The organism is Microbacterium neimengense (genome assembly GCF_054782995.1).
The window spans coordinates 744,013-757,714 of the sequence record NZ_BAAGRK010000015.1; the positions used below are offsets into that span (position 1 = coordinate 744,013).

13 protein-coding genes are annotated in these 13,702 nt (G+C 70.2%); 5 read left to right on the forward strand and 8 right to left on the reverse strand.

The features are described 5' to 3' along the window. Window positions 1-49: 49 nt before the first annotated feature. Complete coding sequence (locus ACYVJS_RS14220) at window positions 50-2,428, forward strand: ATP-dependent DNA ligase (RefSeq protein WP_460740527.1); 2,379 nt, start codon at window positions 50-52, stop codon at window positions 2,426-2,428. On the opposite strand, the gene ACYVJS_RS14225 is transcribed toward ACYVJS_RS14220, so the two are convergent. The 4 genes from ACYVJS_RS14225 to murI all read right to left on the reverse strand — a co-directional run bounded on the left by ACYVJS_RS14225 (window position 2,429) and on the right by murI (window position 5,639). Then, a complete protein-coding gene (locus ACYVJS_RS14225) occupies window positions 2,429-3,343 on the reverse strand; it encodes a cation diffusion facilitator family transporter (RefSeq protein ID WP_460740528.1) in 915 nt (304 codons plus the stop codon). Window positions 3,344-3,422: 79 nt separating this feature from the next. Further along, a complete protein-coding gene (rdgB, locus tag ACYVJS_RS14230; protein WP_460740529.1) occupies window positions 3,423-4,019 on the reverse strand; it encodes an RdgB/HAM1 family non-canonical purine NTP pyrophosphatase in 597 nt (198 codons plus the stop codon). After that, window positions 4,016-4,762 (reverse strand): ribonuclease PH, encoded by a 747-nt coding sequence (gene rph, locus ACYVJS_RS14235; protein ID WP_460740530.1) that lies wholly within the window; start codon window positions 4,760-4,762, stop codon window positions 4,016-4,018. Before rph ends, rdgB begins: the two co-directional genes overlap by 4 nt. 46 nt (window positions 4,763-4,808) lie before the next feature. Further along, complete coding sequence (murI, locus tag ACYVJS_RS14240; protein WP_460740828.1) at window positions 4,809-5,639, reverse strand: glutamate racemase; 831 nt, start codon at window positions 5,637-5,639, stop codon at window positions 4,809-4,811. Window positions 5,640-5,680: 41 nt separating this feature from the next. Here murI and ACYVJS_RS14245 point away from each other — a divergent pair, with 41 nt between their 5' ends. Next, a complete protein-coding gene (locus tag ACYVJS_RS14245; protein WP_460740531.1) occupies window positions 5,681-6,985 on the forward strand; it encodes a nicotinate phosphoribosyltransferase in 1,305 nt (434 codons plus the stop codon). Window positions 6,986-6,995: 10 nt separating this feature from the next. Here ACYVJS_RS14245 and ACYVJS_RS14250 read toward each other — a convergent pair whose 3' ends face one another. From ACYVJS_RS14250 to ACYVJS_RS14260, 3 genes are read right to left on the reverse strand one after another with little or no spacing between them, the layout of a single operon-like run. Next, window positions 6,996-7,262: a DUF3039 domain-containing protein gene (locus ACYVJS_RS14250; protein WP_137417359.1), complete on the reverse strand. Its 267-nt coding sequence runs from the start codon at window positions 7,260-7,262 to the stop codon at window positions 6,996-6,998. 40 nt (window positions 7,263-7,302) lie between these two features. After that, window positions 7,303-8,874: a hypothetical protein gene (locus ACYVJS_RS14255; protein WP_460740532.1), complete on the reverse strand. Its 1,572-nt coding sequence runs from the start codon at window positions 8,872-8,874 to the stop codon at window positions 7,303-7,305. After that, on the reverse strand, window positions 8,850-10,070 hold the full coding sequence (locus ACYVJS_RS14260) for an ABC transporter ATP-binding protein (RefSeq protein WP_460740533.1): 1,221 nt from the start codon (window positions 10,068-10,070) through the stop codon (window positions 8,850-8,852). Before ACYVJS_RS14260 ends, ACYVJS_RS14255 begins: the two co-directional genes overlap by 25 nt. On the opposite strand from ACYVJS_RS14260, the gene ACYVJS_RS14265 reads away from it, so the two are divergent. Genes ACYVJS_RS14265 through ACYVJS_RS14275 form a run of 3 tightly spaced genes read left to right on the forward strand, consistent with a single transcriptional unit; the run spans window position 10,030 to window position 12,391 of the window. Then, on the forward strand, window positions 10,030-10,716 hold the full coding sequence (locus ACYVJS_RS14265) for a hypothetical protein (RefSeq protein WP_460740534.1): 687 nt from the start codon (window positions 10,030-10,032) through the stop codon (window positions 10,714-10,716). The genes ACYVJS_RS14260 and ACYVJS_RS14265 overlap by 41 nt on opposite strands. Window positions 10,717-10,754: 38 nt before the next feature. Continuing rightward, window positions 10,755-11,447, forward strand: coding sequence for a phosphocholine cytidylyltransferase family protein (locus ACYVJS_RS14270; RefSeq protein WP_460740535.1), 693 nt, complete (start codon window positions 10,755-10,757; stop codon window positions 11,445-11,447). Window positions 11,448-11,494: 47 nt separating this feature from the next. Then, the gene (locus ACYVJS_RS14275) at window positions 11,495-12,391 is read left to right on the forward strand and encodes a hypothetical protein (protein WP_460740536.1); all 897 of its coding nucleotides are present in this window, start codon (window positions 11,495-11,497) and stop codon (window positions 12,389-12,391) included. A 12-nt stretch (window positions 12,392-12,403) separates the two neighbouring features. On the opposite strand, the gene ACYVJS_RS14280 is transcribed toward ACYVJS_RS14275, so the two are convergent. Then, a complete protein-coding gene (locus ACYVJS_RS14280; protein WP_460740537.1) occupies window positions 12,404-13,687 on the reverse strand; it encodes a CDP-glycerol glycerophosphotransferase family protein in 1,284 nt (427 codons plus the stop codon). Window positions 13,688-13,702 lie beyond the last annotated feature (15 nt).

Consider the following 13,702-nt stretch of genomic DNA (forward strand, 5'->3'; position numbering starts at 1 on the left):
GAGGGCGCAACGGGTGCGCGTCGGACGCACCGGACGGCAGGATGGGCGCATGTCCGCACGCGAGCAGACCGTCGACGTGGAGGGCCGCCGCATCCGCGTCAGCCATCTCGACAAGGTGCTGTATCCCGCCTCCGGCACCACCAAGGCCGAGGTCATCGACTACTACGCGCGAATCGCCCCGCTGCTGCTCCCCCACCTCGACGGGCGACCCGTGACCCGCAAACGCTGGCCCGACGGCGTGGACTCCGAGCCGTTCTTCGCGAAGAACCTCGAGCGCGGCGCACCCGACTGGTTGCGCCGACAGAGCATCGAGCACTCCACGAGCACCAAGGACTACGTGCTCGTCGACGACGTGCCCACCCTCGTCTGGCTCGCCCAGACGGCGAGCCTCGAGTTGCACACGCCGCAGTGGCGCTTCGATGCCGACGGACGACCCTCGGATCCCGACCGGCTCGTTCTCGACCTCGACCCCGGCGACGACGTCGACCTTCCCACCGTGGCCGACGTCGCGCGATGGGCGCGCGCGATCCTCACAGATTCGGGCCTCGAGCCCTTCCCGGTCACGAGCGGCAGCAAGGGCATCCACCTGTACTGCGCGCTCCCCGCGGGCCAGACCAGCGAGGCGGCGTCCGCACTTGCCAAGGAGCTGGCGCGGTCGCTCGAGGCCGACCACCCCGATCTCGTCGTCAGCAGCATGTCGCGGGCTCTGCGACCGGGCAAGGTCTTCGTCGACTGGTCGCAGAACAACGGCAAGAAGACGACCATCGCCCCGTACTCGCTGCGCGGCCGGGTCCGGCCGACGGTAGCGGCGCCGCGCACCTGGGAAGAGCTGGAGGACCCCGGGCTCACCCAGCTCGATCTCACGCAGGTACTGGCACGCGCCGAGACCGACGGCGACCTCCTCGCGCCGCTGCGTCCCCGTCGTAGCGCGGCCGATCCGCTCCGGACCTACATCTCCAAGAGATCCGCCGACCGCACGCCCGAGCCCGTGCCATCGGAGCCCGCCGCGGATCCGACATCCACGGGTGCGCTGCGCTTCGTCATCCAGGAGCATCACGCTCGGCGCCTGCACTACGACCTGCGCCTCGAACGCGACGGCGTGTTCGTGAGCTGGGCCGTACCCAAGGGCGTGCCGGAGACGACGAAACGCAACCACCTCGCTGTGATGACCGAAGACCACCCGCTCTCCTACGGCTCCTTCGAGGGCAGGATCCCGGCAGGTGAATACGGCGCGGGCGAGGTGACGATCTGGGACACCGGCACCTACGAGGCGGAGAAGTGGCGACCGGATGAGGTCATCTTCACCGTGACAGGTCGGGAAGGCGGCCCTCTGGGTACCGTGCGGCTCGCCCTCATCCGCACCGACGGCGAGGGTGAGAAGTCGACGTGGCTCCTGCACCGGATGAAGGACGATGCGGCGTCGGCCGCCGCATCCGCCGCGCCGTGGTCGGAAGAGCTTTCACCGTCCCGCCTGCGCCCGATGCTCGCCGAGAACTCCACCGCGGGTCTGGCCGCGGCGGCCTCGCGTCGGTGGGGCGAGCCATGGGCGGAGATGAAGTGGGACGGCGTGCGTGCCCTCGCCTTCTGGGACGGCGAGCGGATGCTGCTGCGCGCCCGCAGCGGGACCGACATCACCGACCGGTATCCGGAGCTCACCGCCGACCCCGGTCTCGGCCGCGCGGCCTGCATCCTCGACGGCGAGATCGTCGCCCTGGATGAGCGCGGACGGCCGAGCTTCCCGTTGCTGCAGTCGCGCATGCATCTCACGAAGGCGCCGGAGATCCGGCGCGAGGCGGAGCGGGTCCCCGTGCATCTGCATGTGTTCGACGTCCTCGCTCTCGACGGACGCGACCTGACCGCGCTCCCGCTGCGCGAGCGCCGCACACACCTCGAGGGCCTGGCCCGTGATCTGAATCCTCCCTGGGTCGTGCCGCCCGTCTTCGAGGACCTGGACGCGGCGCTGGTGACCAGCACCGCGTTCTCGCTCGAGGGGGTGATGGTCAAGAACCCGGCAGCCGTGTACCGCCCGGGCCGGCGCAGCGACCAGTGGCTGAAGATCAAGCACGTCGCCGCACAGGAGGTCGTGATCGGCGCGATCCGCCCCGGTCGTCACGGCCGCGGCGGCATCGGGTCGCTGCTCATGGGCGTTCCCTCACCCGAAGGGCTGCGATACGTCGGCCGGGTGGGAACGGGGTTCAGCGAACGGGAGCTGCGCCGGCTCGACGAGGTGCTGCAGCCGCTGCGGACCGATGCATCCCCGTTCCTCCAGGTGCCGCGCGCAGACGCGGCGGACGCCCTGTGGGTTCGCCCGGAGATCGTGGCGGAGGTCGGCTACGCCGAGGTCACCCCCGACGGCAGGCTGCGACAGGCTCGCTGGCGCGGGCTTCGGCCGGACAAGAACCCCGACGAGGTCCGCGACGAGACGTGATCAGGCGTGCGCCTCGTGCTCGACGTGATCGGCGGGCTCGAGCTGGAAGGTCGAATGCTCGACGTCGAAGTGCGTGGCGAGGCAGCCCTGCAGATCGCTGAGGATGCGGGCGGCGCCGCCGGTCGCATACGCCTCTTCGTCCACCACGACGTGCGCCGTGAACACGGGCGCGCCGCGAGTGAGCTGCCACACGTGCAGGTCGTGCACCGCGACGACGCCGGGCGTGCCGAGGATGTGGGCGCGGATCGTGTCGACCTCGACGCCCTTCGGGGTCGCCTCGCTCAGCACCGAGACCACCTCGCGCAGCAGGCCGATGGCGCGCGGCACGATCATCGCAGCGATGAGCAGCGACGCGATGGCGTCGGCCGGCAGCCACCCGGTCACCAGGATGACGACGGCGGCGACGATCACCGCGACCGAGCCGAGCAGGTCGCCGAGCACTTCGAGATACGCGCCGCGGACGTTGATGCTCGTGCGCTGCGCCGCACCCAGCAGCCACATCGCGACGGCGTTGGCGATGAGCCCGACCGCGGCGACGCCGAGCATCAGCCCGCCCGCGACCTCCGCCTCGGCGGGGTTGATGAGTCGCGTGACGGCTTCGACGCCGACCCACAGCGAGAGCCCGAGCAGGATCACGCCGTTGGCGAGCGCACCGAACACCTCGGCGCGCTGGTATCCGAACGTGCGGCGGTCGTTGGCCGGGCGCGCAGCCACGGCGCTGGCGATCAGTGCGATGACCAGGGCGGCCGCATCCGTCAGCATGTGGGCGGCGTCCGCGAGCAGTGCCAGCGACCCGGACAGGATCGCGCCGACGACCTGCACGACGAACACCGTGGAGGTGATCCCGAGCGAGATCGCGAGAAGGCGGCGGTTGCTCCCGCCGCGGACTCCGGATGCGGGCGCGTGATCGTGCATGGCACCAGGCTAGGCGCCGATGCGCGCGCTCAGACGGTTTGCGCGCAATCGGGAACGAGAGTGATTCTCGCTCCCGCGCTCAGAGTTCGCCGAGCAGGGGCCCGAGCTCTGCGAAGGCGCGGGCGCGGTGCGACGCGGCGTTCTTCTCGGCGGCCGAGAACTGACCGACCGTGCGCTCCGTGCCGGACTGGCCGTCGGGGATGAAGATCGGGTCGTAGCCGAATCCGCCGGAACCGTCCGCGGCGAGCGCGAGCCGGCCGGGCCAGACGCCTTCGACCACGTGCTCGGCGCCACCGGGCATCACGAGCGCGATCGTGGAGACGAACTGCGCGCTGCGGTGCGGGTCGGCGATGTCCGAGAGCTGATCGAGCAGCAGCTCGAGGTTGGCTGCGGCATCCTTGCGGTGTCCGGCCCAATAGGCCGAGAACACGCCCGGCGCTCCCCCGAGCACGTCGACACAGATGCCCGAGTCGTCGGCCAACGCCGGAAGCCCGGTGTAGGCCGCCGCCGCACGGGCCTTGATCAGCGCGTTGGCCGCGAAAGTGACGCCGTCCTCGACCGGCTCCGGCCCGTCGTAGCCGATGACGGTGAGGTCGGGACGGCTCGCCTGCACGATGTGGCGGAACTCCTCGACCTTGTGCGGGTTGTGCGTGGCGAGCACGACGCGATCGGTCACGCCTCGTCTCCCGCTGCGAGCGCCGCGGCCTGCGCCTGGCCCAGCTCGCCGCATCCGGCGACCGCCAGCTCCAGCAGGGCGTCGAGCTCACGCTTGTCGAACGGCGCCCCCTCGGCGGTCCCCTGCACCTCGACGAAGAGCCCACGCCCGGTGACGACCACGTTCATGTCGGTCTCGGCGCGCACGTCCTCGACGTACGCGAGGTCGAGCATCGGCTCGCCGTCGATGATGCCGACCGAGACCGCCGAGACGGAATCGAAGAGCACCTGCGACTTCTGCCCGATGAACTTCTTGCGACGGCCCCACTCGATCGCGTCGGCGAGGGCGACGTAGGCGCCGGTGATGGCCGCGGTCCGTGTGCCGCCGTCGGCCTGCAGCACGTCGCAGTCGATGACGATGGTGTTCTCACCCAGCGCCTTCGTGTCGACGACCGCACGCAGCGCCCGACCGATGAGACGCGAGATCTCGTGCGTGCGGCCGCCGATCTTGCCCTTGACGCTCTCGCGGTCGTTGCGGTCGTTCGTGGCACGCGGCAGCATGGCGTACTCCGCGGTGATCCAGCCCTTGCCCTTGCCGGTCAGCCAGCGCGGCACGCCATTCGTGAACGATGCCGTGCACAGCACCTTGGTGTTGCCGAACGAGATGAGCGCGGACCCCTCGGCCTGGCTCGACCAGCCGCGCTCGATCGTCACGGGACGAAGCTGCGAGACGGTGCGCCCATCGGCGCGGGTGATGTCGGTCATCGTTCTCCTCGGGTAGGGCGGATGCGGGAAAGTCGGGAATGGGTCGTCAGAACGCGCTGGTGCGCGGCAGATCGATCGTGCCGGTCTGCACGAGCTGCACCTGACGCACCTCGCGTCCCATGAGGCGGTGTGCGAGCTGGATGAAGTCGTCGGCCGACGAGCCGGTCGCCTCGTACACGTGCTGGGCCACGGCGTCGGGGCCAGCCAGCAGATCACGGGAGACGAGCTGACGGTAGACGTCCTTCGCCGTCTCGGTGTCGCTCGAGACGAGACTCACACCCTCACCCATGACGTAGCTGATGGCGCCTTCGAGGAACGGGTAGTGCGTGCAGCCGAGCACGAGCGTGTCGACGCCCGCGTGGCGCAGGGGCTGCAGGTATTCCTCGGAGACCCGCAGCACCTCGGGCGAACCGGTGACACCCGCCTCCACGAAGTCGACGAAGCGGGGGCAGGCCTGCGCGAACACGGTGACGTTCGGGTTCACCTCGAGCATGTCCTGGTAGGCACCGGATCCGATCGTGCCGGTCGTGCCGATGACGCCGATGCGGCTGTTCCGAGTCGTCGCGAGTGCGGTGCGCACGGCGGGGCCGATGACCTCGACGACCGGCACGTCGTAGCGTTCCCGCGCATCGCGGAGAACCGCCGCCGACGCGGTGTTGCACGCGATGACGAGCATCTTCACGCCCTGCTCGACCAACGTGTCGAGGATCTCGAGCGAGTACCGGCGCACATCCGCGATCGGCTTAGGGCCGTAGGGCGAGCGCGCGGTGTCACCGATGTAGAGCAGCGATTCGCGCGGTAGCAGCTGCGAGATCGCGCGGGCGACGGTCAGACCACCCACTCCGGAGTCGAAGATCCCGATCGGCGCGTCGTCCACCACGATCACTCAGCCTACCCGCGCTCGATAGAGTGACCGCCATGCCCGAGACGACGTCGCTGCTCACCGACCGCTACGAGCTGACCATGATCGAGGCGGCGCTGCGCGACGGCACCGCCTCACGTCGCACGGTCTTCGAGCTCTTCGCGCGGCGCCTCGCGGGCGGACGCCGGTTCGGCGTGGTCGCGGGAACGGGTCGCCTGCTGTCCCTGCTGCGCGAGTTTCGCTTCGGCGACGAGGAGCTGCGGTACCTGCGCGACAACCGCGTCGTGGATGCGGACACCCTCGCCGCCCTCGCGGACTTCCGCTTCACCGGGTCGATCACCGGCTATCGCGAGGGCGAGCTGTACTTCCCCGGCTCCCCCGTGCTGACCGTCGAGGGCAGCTTCCTCGAGGCCGTCATCCTCGAGACCCTCGCCCTGAGTGTGCTCAACCACGACTCGGCCGTCGCCACAGCGGCCGCGCGGATGTCGCTGGCCGCCGGCGACCGGCCGCTGGCCGAGATGGGCTCGCGGCGGGCGGGCGAGCGCTCGGCCGTCGCCGCCGCGCGAGCCGCCTACATCGCGGGATTCGGGGCGACGAGCAACCTGGAAGCGGGACGCACCTGGGGCATCCCCACGATGGGAACCGCCGCACACGCCTGGACGCTGCTGCACGAGCGCGAAGAGGATGCCTTCCGCGCGCAGATCGCCGCTCAGGGGCTCGGCACGACCCTGCTGGTCGACACCTACGACATCGAGCGGGGCGTCGAGACGGCGATCCGCGTCGCGGGCACGGGCCTCGGCGGCGTGCGCATCGACTCGGGCGACCTGCCCGTCGTCGCGGCGCGCGTGCGGGCGCAGCTCGATGCGCTCGGCGCCACCGACACACGCATCACCGTGACCAGTGACCTGGACGAGTACGCACTGGCGGCACTGGCCGCCTCCCCCGTCGATGCCTACGGCGTCGGCACCTCCGTCGTGACGGGCTCCGGCACGCCCACCGCAGGGATGGTCTACAAGCTGGTCGCCCGTCAGGATGCCGACGGCGCCTGGGTGAGCGTCGCCAAGGCCTCCGCCGAGAAGACCTCGACAGGCGGGCGGAAGACAGCATTCCGACGCCTGCGGGACGGAATCGCCGAGGCGGAGCTCATCCACATCGACGCGGCGGATTCACCGGTCGATCTCGCGGAAGCACGCGCCCTGCAGGTGCCGCTCGTGGCGCACGGCGAGATCGACGCCTCCCACGAAGGACCGGAGGGAGTGCGCGCCGCGCGGGCCCACCACCTCGAGGTCCGCGGCGAACTGCCCCTCGCGGCTCACGGTCTCAGCCGGTCGGATCCGGCGATTCCCACCCGCTACCTGTGAGGGCTGCGCCTCACTGCTGCAGCGACTCGTAGATCTCCTTGCACGACGGGCAGACCGGGAACTTCTCCGGGTCGCGGCCCGGTGTCCACTTCTTACCGCAGAGTGCGCGCACGGGCTTGCCCGTGATGGCCGACTCGAGGATCTTCTCCTTCTTCACGTAGTGCGAGAAGCGCTCATGATCGCCGGGCTCGATGGTCTCTTCGCGGATGAGCTCTTCGAGCTCGCGGTCGAGGGTGGCGAGGCCGCCCTGGTCGGGGCTGTCGGCAGGGGTGCTCATGGTCTGCAAGTGTAGCCGCGAGGGCTGCACGCGGCTCTGGTCAAGAGCTGGTCGCGGCGAACTCCATGAGCTCGCTCTCTCGCCGTTCGAACACCCGCGAGCCGACGGCGAGACCCACACCGAGCACGACCACCCCTGTCGCCGCTCCACCCACGAGTGCCGCAAGGCCGAAGGACTGGTCGCCGGAGACTACGAGCCATGCCCACCACAGCGTCGGCACACTGACCGCGAGCGCACCCAGCATCACGAGCGCCTGCGACAGGATGCCGGCAGATCCCGTGCGCTGGGGCTGCTGGAACGGGCTGTCACCAGGACGCGACACGGCGTAGGGAGCGGCTGCCGAGGCGATGGAGGAGAGCCCGAGACCGGACAGGAACAGGCTGATCGTCACTCCCGCGAGCGCCGGCAGATGTGCCCAACGCCCGTGAATCGCGACCGCGACCGGAACGGCGACGGCGAACGTCGGCACCGCGATGAGCAGGATCGGCACGAGACGTCCGACGCGGTCGGAGATGCCGCGCACGCCGGAGGCGACGTGCATCCAGACCGCGGTGGAGTCGTAGGCCACATCGTTGTGGGGCAACCATCCGAAAAAGAGCGCGATGATCGGCACGGGTACGAGGGCGACGTACTCCGCGGGTACACCGGCGACCAGCAGCGGGATGGTCGTCAGCAGCGCCGCAACCGGCACCACGAGCACGTTCACGCCGTAGCGGCGGTCGCGCAGCCAGTATGTGAGGCTGCGGGCGGCGATGGCGCCTCCCGCAGTGCCGGGAAGCACGGAGAACCAACCCATCCCGCCGCGCTCGCGCGCGGCGAGGGGACGCTCGATCGTCGTGAGCGCACGGCGCACGATGGCGTACCACGCCCACCCGAGCAGGGCGATCGTGACCACCGCGACCATCACGGCCAACCAGAGCCCGCCGACGTCGCCGATCGCGGCCAGTCCCGGCAGCGCCCAGGCAGCTCCGATCGGGGTGAACGCGAGCACGTGGGCCGCCGCGTCGAGCTGACTGGGGACCGCATCGCCCCAGTCGAGGGAGGCGAAGAACACCCCCACCGGCACGAAGACGACCAGCAGCGCGAGGATGAACAGCCCCGTGAGCTCTCGCGACCGACGCGGGAGCGTCCACATCGAGGCCAGTCCCGCGGCGACGCGGGTAAGCAGCGTTGCCGTGACCACGCCCAGCAGCGGTCCGATCACAGCTAGCGCGCCGCCATCGTGCGACAGCCACATCACGGCCGTCGCCACAGCCACCGCCGCCAGGGCCAGCACGGGCACGCTGACGACGCTCGCGAGCAGGATCGCCCCAGCCAGGGGCTTGGGTTCCAGTCCGAGAGTCTGGAACCGGCGGGGGTCGAGCTGGTCCGGGCTGCCGGAGATGGGCGGCGCGAGCGCATAACCCACCGCAACCGCGCTGCCGCCGAGCACCGTGACGACGAAGGCGGATTGTGCGGTGACGGCCTGGAGCGTGATCTGGGCAATGCCGGCGGCGACGACGCCGCCGACGACCAGCACGCTCGCGATGATGGCTCGCCAGCGCTCGGCAGCGTCGCCGCGCAGCGCCCCGATCAGCAGGGCGGCCCTCAGTCGGAGAACGTGTGCAGCCATTCGAGGCCCTCCACCTCGTTCGAACCGCCGACCAGCTCGAGGAACCGCGCCTCGAGCGTCTGCTCGCCGCGGACCTCGGCTACCGTGCCGTCGACCAGCACCTGACCGGAGACGATCACCGCCACCCGATCACACACGCGCTCGACCAGATCCATCCCGTGGCTGGAGAGCAGAACGGTCCCGCCGTGCGACACGTACGTGCCCAGGATGTCGAGGATCACCGAGCTCGATACCGGGTCGACGGCCTCGAAGGGCTCATCGAGGATGAGGAGACGAGGCGAGTGGATCAGGGCTGCGGCAAGCATGATCTTCTTCGTCATGCCCGCCGAGTAGTCGGACACGGACCGACCCAGCGCGGAGGTCAGGTCGAAGGCGCGGCCGAGGTCGGAGGCGCGGCGCTCCACCGTGTTCGCGTCGAGGCCGCGCAGCAGCCCCGCGTAGGAGAGCAGCTGGCGACCGGTCAGGCGATCGAAGGTGCGCAGCCGGTCCGGGAGCACACCGATCAGCTTCTTGGCCTCACGTGACCGGGTGCGCGCGTCGACGCCGGCGACGCGGATGGTGCCCGCATCCGGCTTCAGGAGTCCGGCGATCATCGACAGGGTCGTGGTCTTGCCAGCGCCGTTCGGCCCGACGAGGCCGTAGAACGTGCCGGCGGGCACGACGAGGTCGATGCCGGCGACCGCGACGGTCGCGCCGTAGGACTTGGTCAGTCCGCTCACCTCGAGCGCCAGAGCGGGTTCGTTCGCGGGCGCCGTCGTTTCAGCGACCTCGGCGAACAGCCGCTCGCCCTCCTCATCGTCGGCACGCTCGGTCACGACGACGGTCTCCGCACCAGCCGGCGTGCCGTCGAGAGTCTGATCGCCCGCTTCGGCGACAGGAGACCGCTCCTCGACCGGCTCAGGTACCTCCTCCACGATCTCGACGGTCACCTCCTCCTCGACCGTCTCCACCGGAACGACGGACGACACTTCCGCGGCCCCGGCAGCACTTTCCTCGATCACCGCATCCGTCGTGGGGACGACGGGCACCTCGTCGAGTACCTCGGGCGATGCGGCCTCGACGGGCGCCTCGTCCGGCACGATCATGTCATCGGCGATAGCGGACTGCTCCCCATCCGACGGCGCGGGGCGCGGCGGCAGGGGCGGTTTGGGCGGAATGACGAAGTCCACCGGCACCGGCGCGTCGATCGGGGCCACGGGCGGCGTCTTGGCGGCCGTCGAGCGCGGCGTCTTCGCTCCCGACGGCGCTGCCTTCGTCCGCGGCGCCGCGGTACGCGGCTTGGGCGCGGTCTCGCCTGCACGAGCGGTCGTCGTGCGTGCCGCGGGCTTCCTGGGGGCTGCCGGCTTCTTCGCCGCGGCAGGCTTCTTCGCCGCGGCAGGAGCCACCGCCTCCTCCCCTGACGGCGTCGCGGTGCGCTTCGCAACGGTCGGCCGCTTCGCCGCCGGCTTCTTCGGAGCGACCGGCGCCGCGGCCTCTCCCTCGGCCGGCGCGGACGCTGATGCGGCGGACGACGGCGCCGGCTTCTTCGCCGCGGGCTTACGCGCCGCAGTCGGACGGGCGGTCGTGGAGCGCGGAGAGCGCGGCGTCGACGGACGTGCGGATGCGGGCTTCTTCGGAGCTTCGGAGACCTCCTCGACGGAGCCGTCGTCGGGCGTGGGCGCGTCGGAACCGGAAGGAGTGGAGGTCACTTCACCAACGTACCAACCGCCCCTGACGATCCCATCGGTGGGATACGGCCCCGTCTCCGATTGTCACGAATCCACAACGGCAGGGGGCGGATCTGCGGGCGTCCAGGTGGCCCCGATACCATGGGCACGGCACAAAGGAGTGTTTCGTCGGTGAACCGACCGTGAACTTCGACTCCAGGAGCGATGAACCTTATGAGACTTCAGACTGTGATCCTTGCCGCAGGTATGGGCTCGCGCCTCGGCCGCAGCCTGCCGAAGCCGCTGACCCAGCTGAACGACGGGCGCAGCATCATGCGCCAGCAGCACGACAACATCCGCGCCGCTTTCGGCACGGACGCCAAGATCACGACCGTCGTCGGCTATCGCGCCGAGACCATCGTCGAAGCCTTCCCGGAGGCCGACTACGTCTACAACGAGCGCTACGACCAGACCAACACCTCGAAGAGCCTGTTGCGCGCACTGTCCGCGACAGGGAAGGCCGGCGTGCTCTGGATGAACGGCGACGTGGTCTTCGATCCCCGCGTGCTGGGTCGCGCCGTGGCGCTCATCGAGCGGGAGCAGTCCTTCGTCACCGTCAACACCGCGAAGGTCAGCGACGAAGAGGTGAAGTACACGGTCACGAGCGAGGGCTTCATCAAGGAGCTGTCCAAGACCGTTCGCGGCGGAATCGGCGAAGCCGTGGGAATCAACTACATCTCGCGCGCCGACAAGCGCTCGTTCATGCACCACCTCGCGCGCGTCGACGACCAGGACTACTTCGAGCGCGGTCTCGAGCTCGCCATCCAGCACGACGGCCTTCTACTCGAGCCGATGGACATCTCCGACCTGTACGCCGTCGAGGTCGACTTCGCCGAAGACCTCGAGCGCGCGAACCAGTTCGTCTGATCCGCAATCCCCCGGCACCGTTCAGCCGGGCCGCTTAGCATCGCAGGATGCCGGATAAGGTCCATCGCATCCACAGCCTGCCGGACGAATCGCCGTGGCAGGGCGGGATCCCACCTGCGGGCTCGAGTGAGCACACGTTCACCGTGCGCGCCCTCGACCGCGTGCTCGCTGTTCAGCGCCCGGTGGTGCTTGCGCATCTGCGCAGCATCCGGGTACGTCACCCTCGCGCTACGACGGTCGAGATCGTCCGGATGCTGGAGCGCCGGTATCTCGCGGCGGTGACCACCGGCGGGGCCGCCGTCGGCGCGACAGCCGTGGTGCCCGGCATCGGGACGGGGGTCACGTTGGCGCTGAGCGGCGTGGAGACTCTCGGCTTCCTGGAGACGACGACATTGTTCGCGCAGTCGGTCGCCGAGGTGCACGGCCTCCCGGTCGAGAACCCCGACCGTGCCCGGGCCCTCGTTCTGACGCTGCTGCTCGGCCAGGAGGGGATCGACCTGGTCACCCAGCTCGCCCGTCAGGCCGGCGGCAAGGGCCCCTCGCGCAGCAGCTACTGGGGCGAGTTGATCACAACGACGCTCCCCCGCGCTGCGCTCGGCCCGCTCGTCGACCGACTGAAGACCTCGTTCCTGCACCGGTTCGCCGCGCGCGGCGGCGCCTCGTTCGTCGGCAAGGCGCTGCCGTTCGGCGTGGGTGCGGCGGTAGGCGGCGCCGGCAACCATCTGCTCGGGCGCCGCGTGATCACCACGTCTCGACGCGCGTTCGGGATGCCGCCCATCGATCTGCCCGAGGAACTCGAGCCCCGCCCGGGCGCGGCCCCGATCGAGCGACTCGCGGGGCGGGGTCTCGCGCGCGCGGGCGGGCTCGTGGCCCACGCCGCGGGATCCGCTACCCGGCGTACGCGGGACGCGGCGAAGGCGCTCGGCTCGGCACGGCGCAAGTAGCAGCGTTTCGTCTCAGGAGGCTTCTTCACGGCCGGCGTTCGAGTCGAGCTCCGCCTGTGCCGCGGCGTCGTCCGCGTCACCGCCTGCTCGTGCGTGCCACTGCTCCCACTCGTCCATCAGGCGTTCGATCGCGGCGTGAAAGCGTGCGGTCGGAGCCCCCGGCGAGGTGTCGCCGAAATAGTGGTCCACCCAGTAGGCCAGGCGCGCGACGGCGTCCGGGTCGCCGACCAGGCGATCGACCTCGTCGAGGATGCGGGGGGCGTCGGCGGCATCCAGCCACTCGCACGCCGAGAGATAACCGCTCGTGTCGACCGCGGCGCGCTCGTCGACCGGACGCGTGACGAGCAGCGGCTTGTCGGCGGCGAGGCGGTCGTAGACCATGGCGGAGATGTCGACCACGGCGACGTCGGAGGCGGCCAGCTGCCAGCCGAGTTCCGGCCCGTCGTCGTACACATGCTGAGCGGCGGGGTCGGCGGCGTTCGCCGCGCCGATCGCGGCGACGATGCGTCGATGCGCGGCCAGGTACTCGTGATCCACCACGCCACTGCGCGGATGCGGCCGGTAGATGAGGCGATGGCGCGCGGAGCCGAGGACGGCCGCAGCCAGCGCCTCTCCGTGGCTGGCGATGGATCCGTAGAACGCCGAGGGTCGATCGCCCTCCCACGTCGGCGCGTAGAGCACGACCGTACGATCGTCCGGCGTGTAGGGCAGCACCCCGGAGTAGTGGTCGGCTTGCGGGCGTCCGATCTCGATCGTGCGAGCGTCGAGATCGTAGTTCCAGAGCACGCGTCCCAGACGCTGGCGGGCCGCATCCCCCGCGATCAGGGCGTAGTCGTACGCCTTGAACTGGTTCGTGGTCATGTACATCTTGTCGGACTCGCCGTGGTTGATGAACACGTGCCAGCGGTGCCCGTAGCGGAACATCTGGAAGTTCCGGGTGTTCTGGTTCACGTACAGCACGATGCGCAGCCCCTGCGCGGCCACGACCTTCTCGAGGTCGCGCACGGTCGGCACGAAGGCGACGGGAAGCTCGCTCTCTGCCATGATCGCCGCGGCCGAGGTCGCGTTGCGGCTGAGCACAAGCACCGGCCAGGTGTCGGCGAGCTTCTGGAGCGGCTTGTACCACTGACGCATCTGGTAGAGGTTGACGGCACCGTCGGCGAAGTAGACGCCGATGCGGAAGTGACCGACGGGCAACGGGGTGCGCATCGCGCGCACCTCGCGGACGGCGGAGCGGTTGTCGAGGACCTTCCGGAGAAGTCCCCGCGCCTTGCGGATGTCTGATGCCAGGCCCATCCTTCCAGCCTAACC

Bases quoted from the DNA above. Each gene is read 5' to 3' on its own strand.
- ACYVJS_RS14220 (WP_460740527.1), top strand. From the start codon at position 50: ATGTCCGCACGCGAGCAGACCGTCGACGTGGAGGGCCGCCGCATCCGC.
- ACYVJS_RS14225 (WP_460740528.1), bottom strand. From the start codon at position 3,343: ATGCACGATCACGCGCCCGCATCCGGAGTCCGCGGCGGGAGCAACCGC.
- rph (WP_460740530.1), bottom strand. From the start codon at position 4,762: ATGACCGACATCACCCGCGCCGATGGGCGCACCGTCTCGCAGCTTCGT.
- ACYVJS_RS14245 (WP_460740531.1), top strand. From the start codon at position 5,681: ATGCCCGAGACGACGTCGCTGCTCACCGACCGCTACGAGCTGACCATG.
- ACYVJS_RS14250 (WP_137417359.1), bottom strand. From the start codon at position 7,262: ATGAGCACCCCTGCCGACAGCCCCGACCAGGGCGGCCTCGCCACCCTC.
- ACYVJS_RS14255 (WP_460740532.1), bottom strand. From the start codon at position 8,874: ATGGCTGCACACGTTCTCCGACTGAGGGCCGCCCTGCTGATCGGGGCG.
- ACYVJS_RS14265 (WP_460740534.1), top strand. From the start codon at position 10,030: ATGACGAAGTCCACCGGCACCGGCGCGTCGATCGGGGCCACGGGCGGC.
- ACYVJS_RS14270 (WP_460740535.1), top strand. From the start codon at position 10,755: ATGAGACTTCAGACTGTGATCCTTGCCGCAGGTATGGGCTCGCGCCTC.
- ACYVJS_RS14275 (WP_460740536.1), top strand. From the start codon at position 11,495: ATGCCGGATAAGGTCCATCGCATCCACAGCCTGCCGGACGAATCGCCG.
- ACYVJS_RS14280 (WP_460740537.1), bottom strand. From the start codon at position 13,687: ATGGGCCTGGCATCAGACATCCGCAAGGCGCGGGGACTTCTCCGGAAG.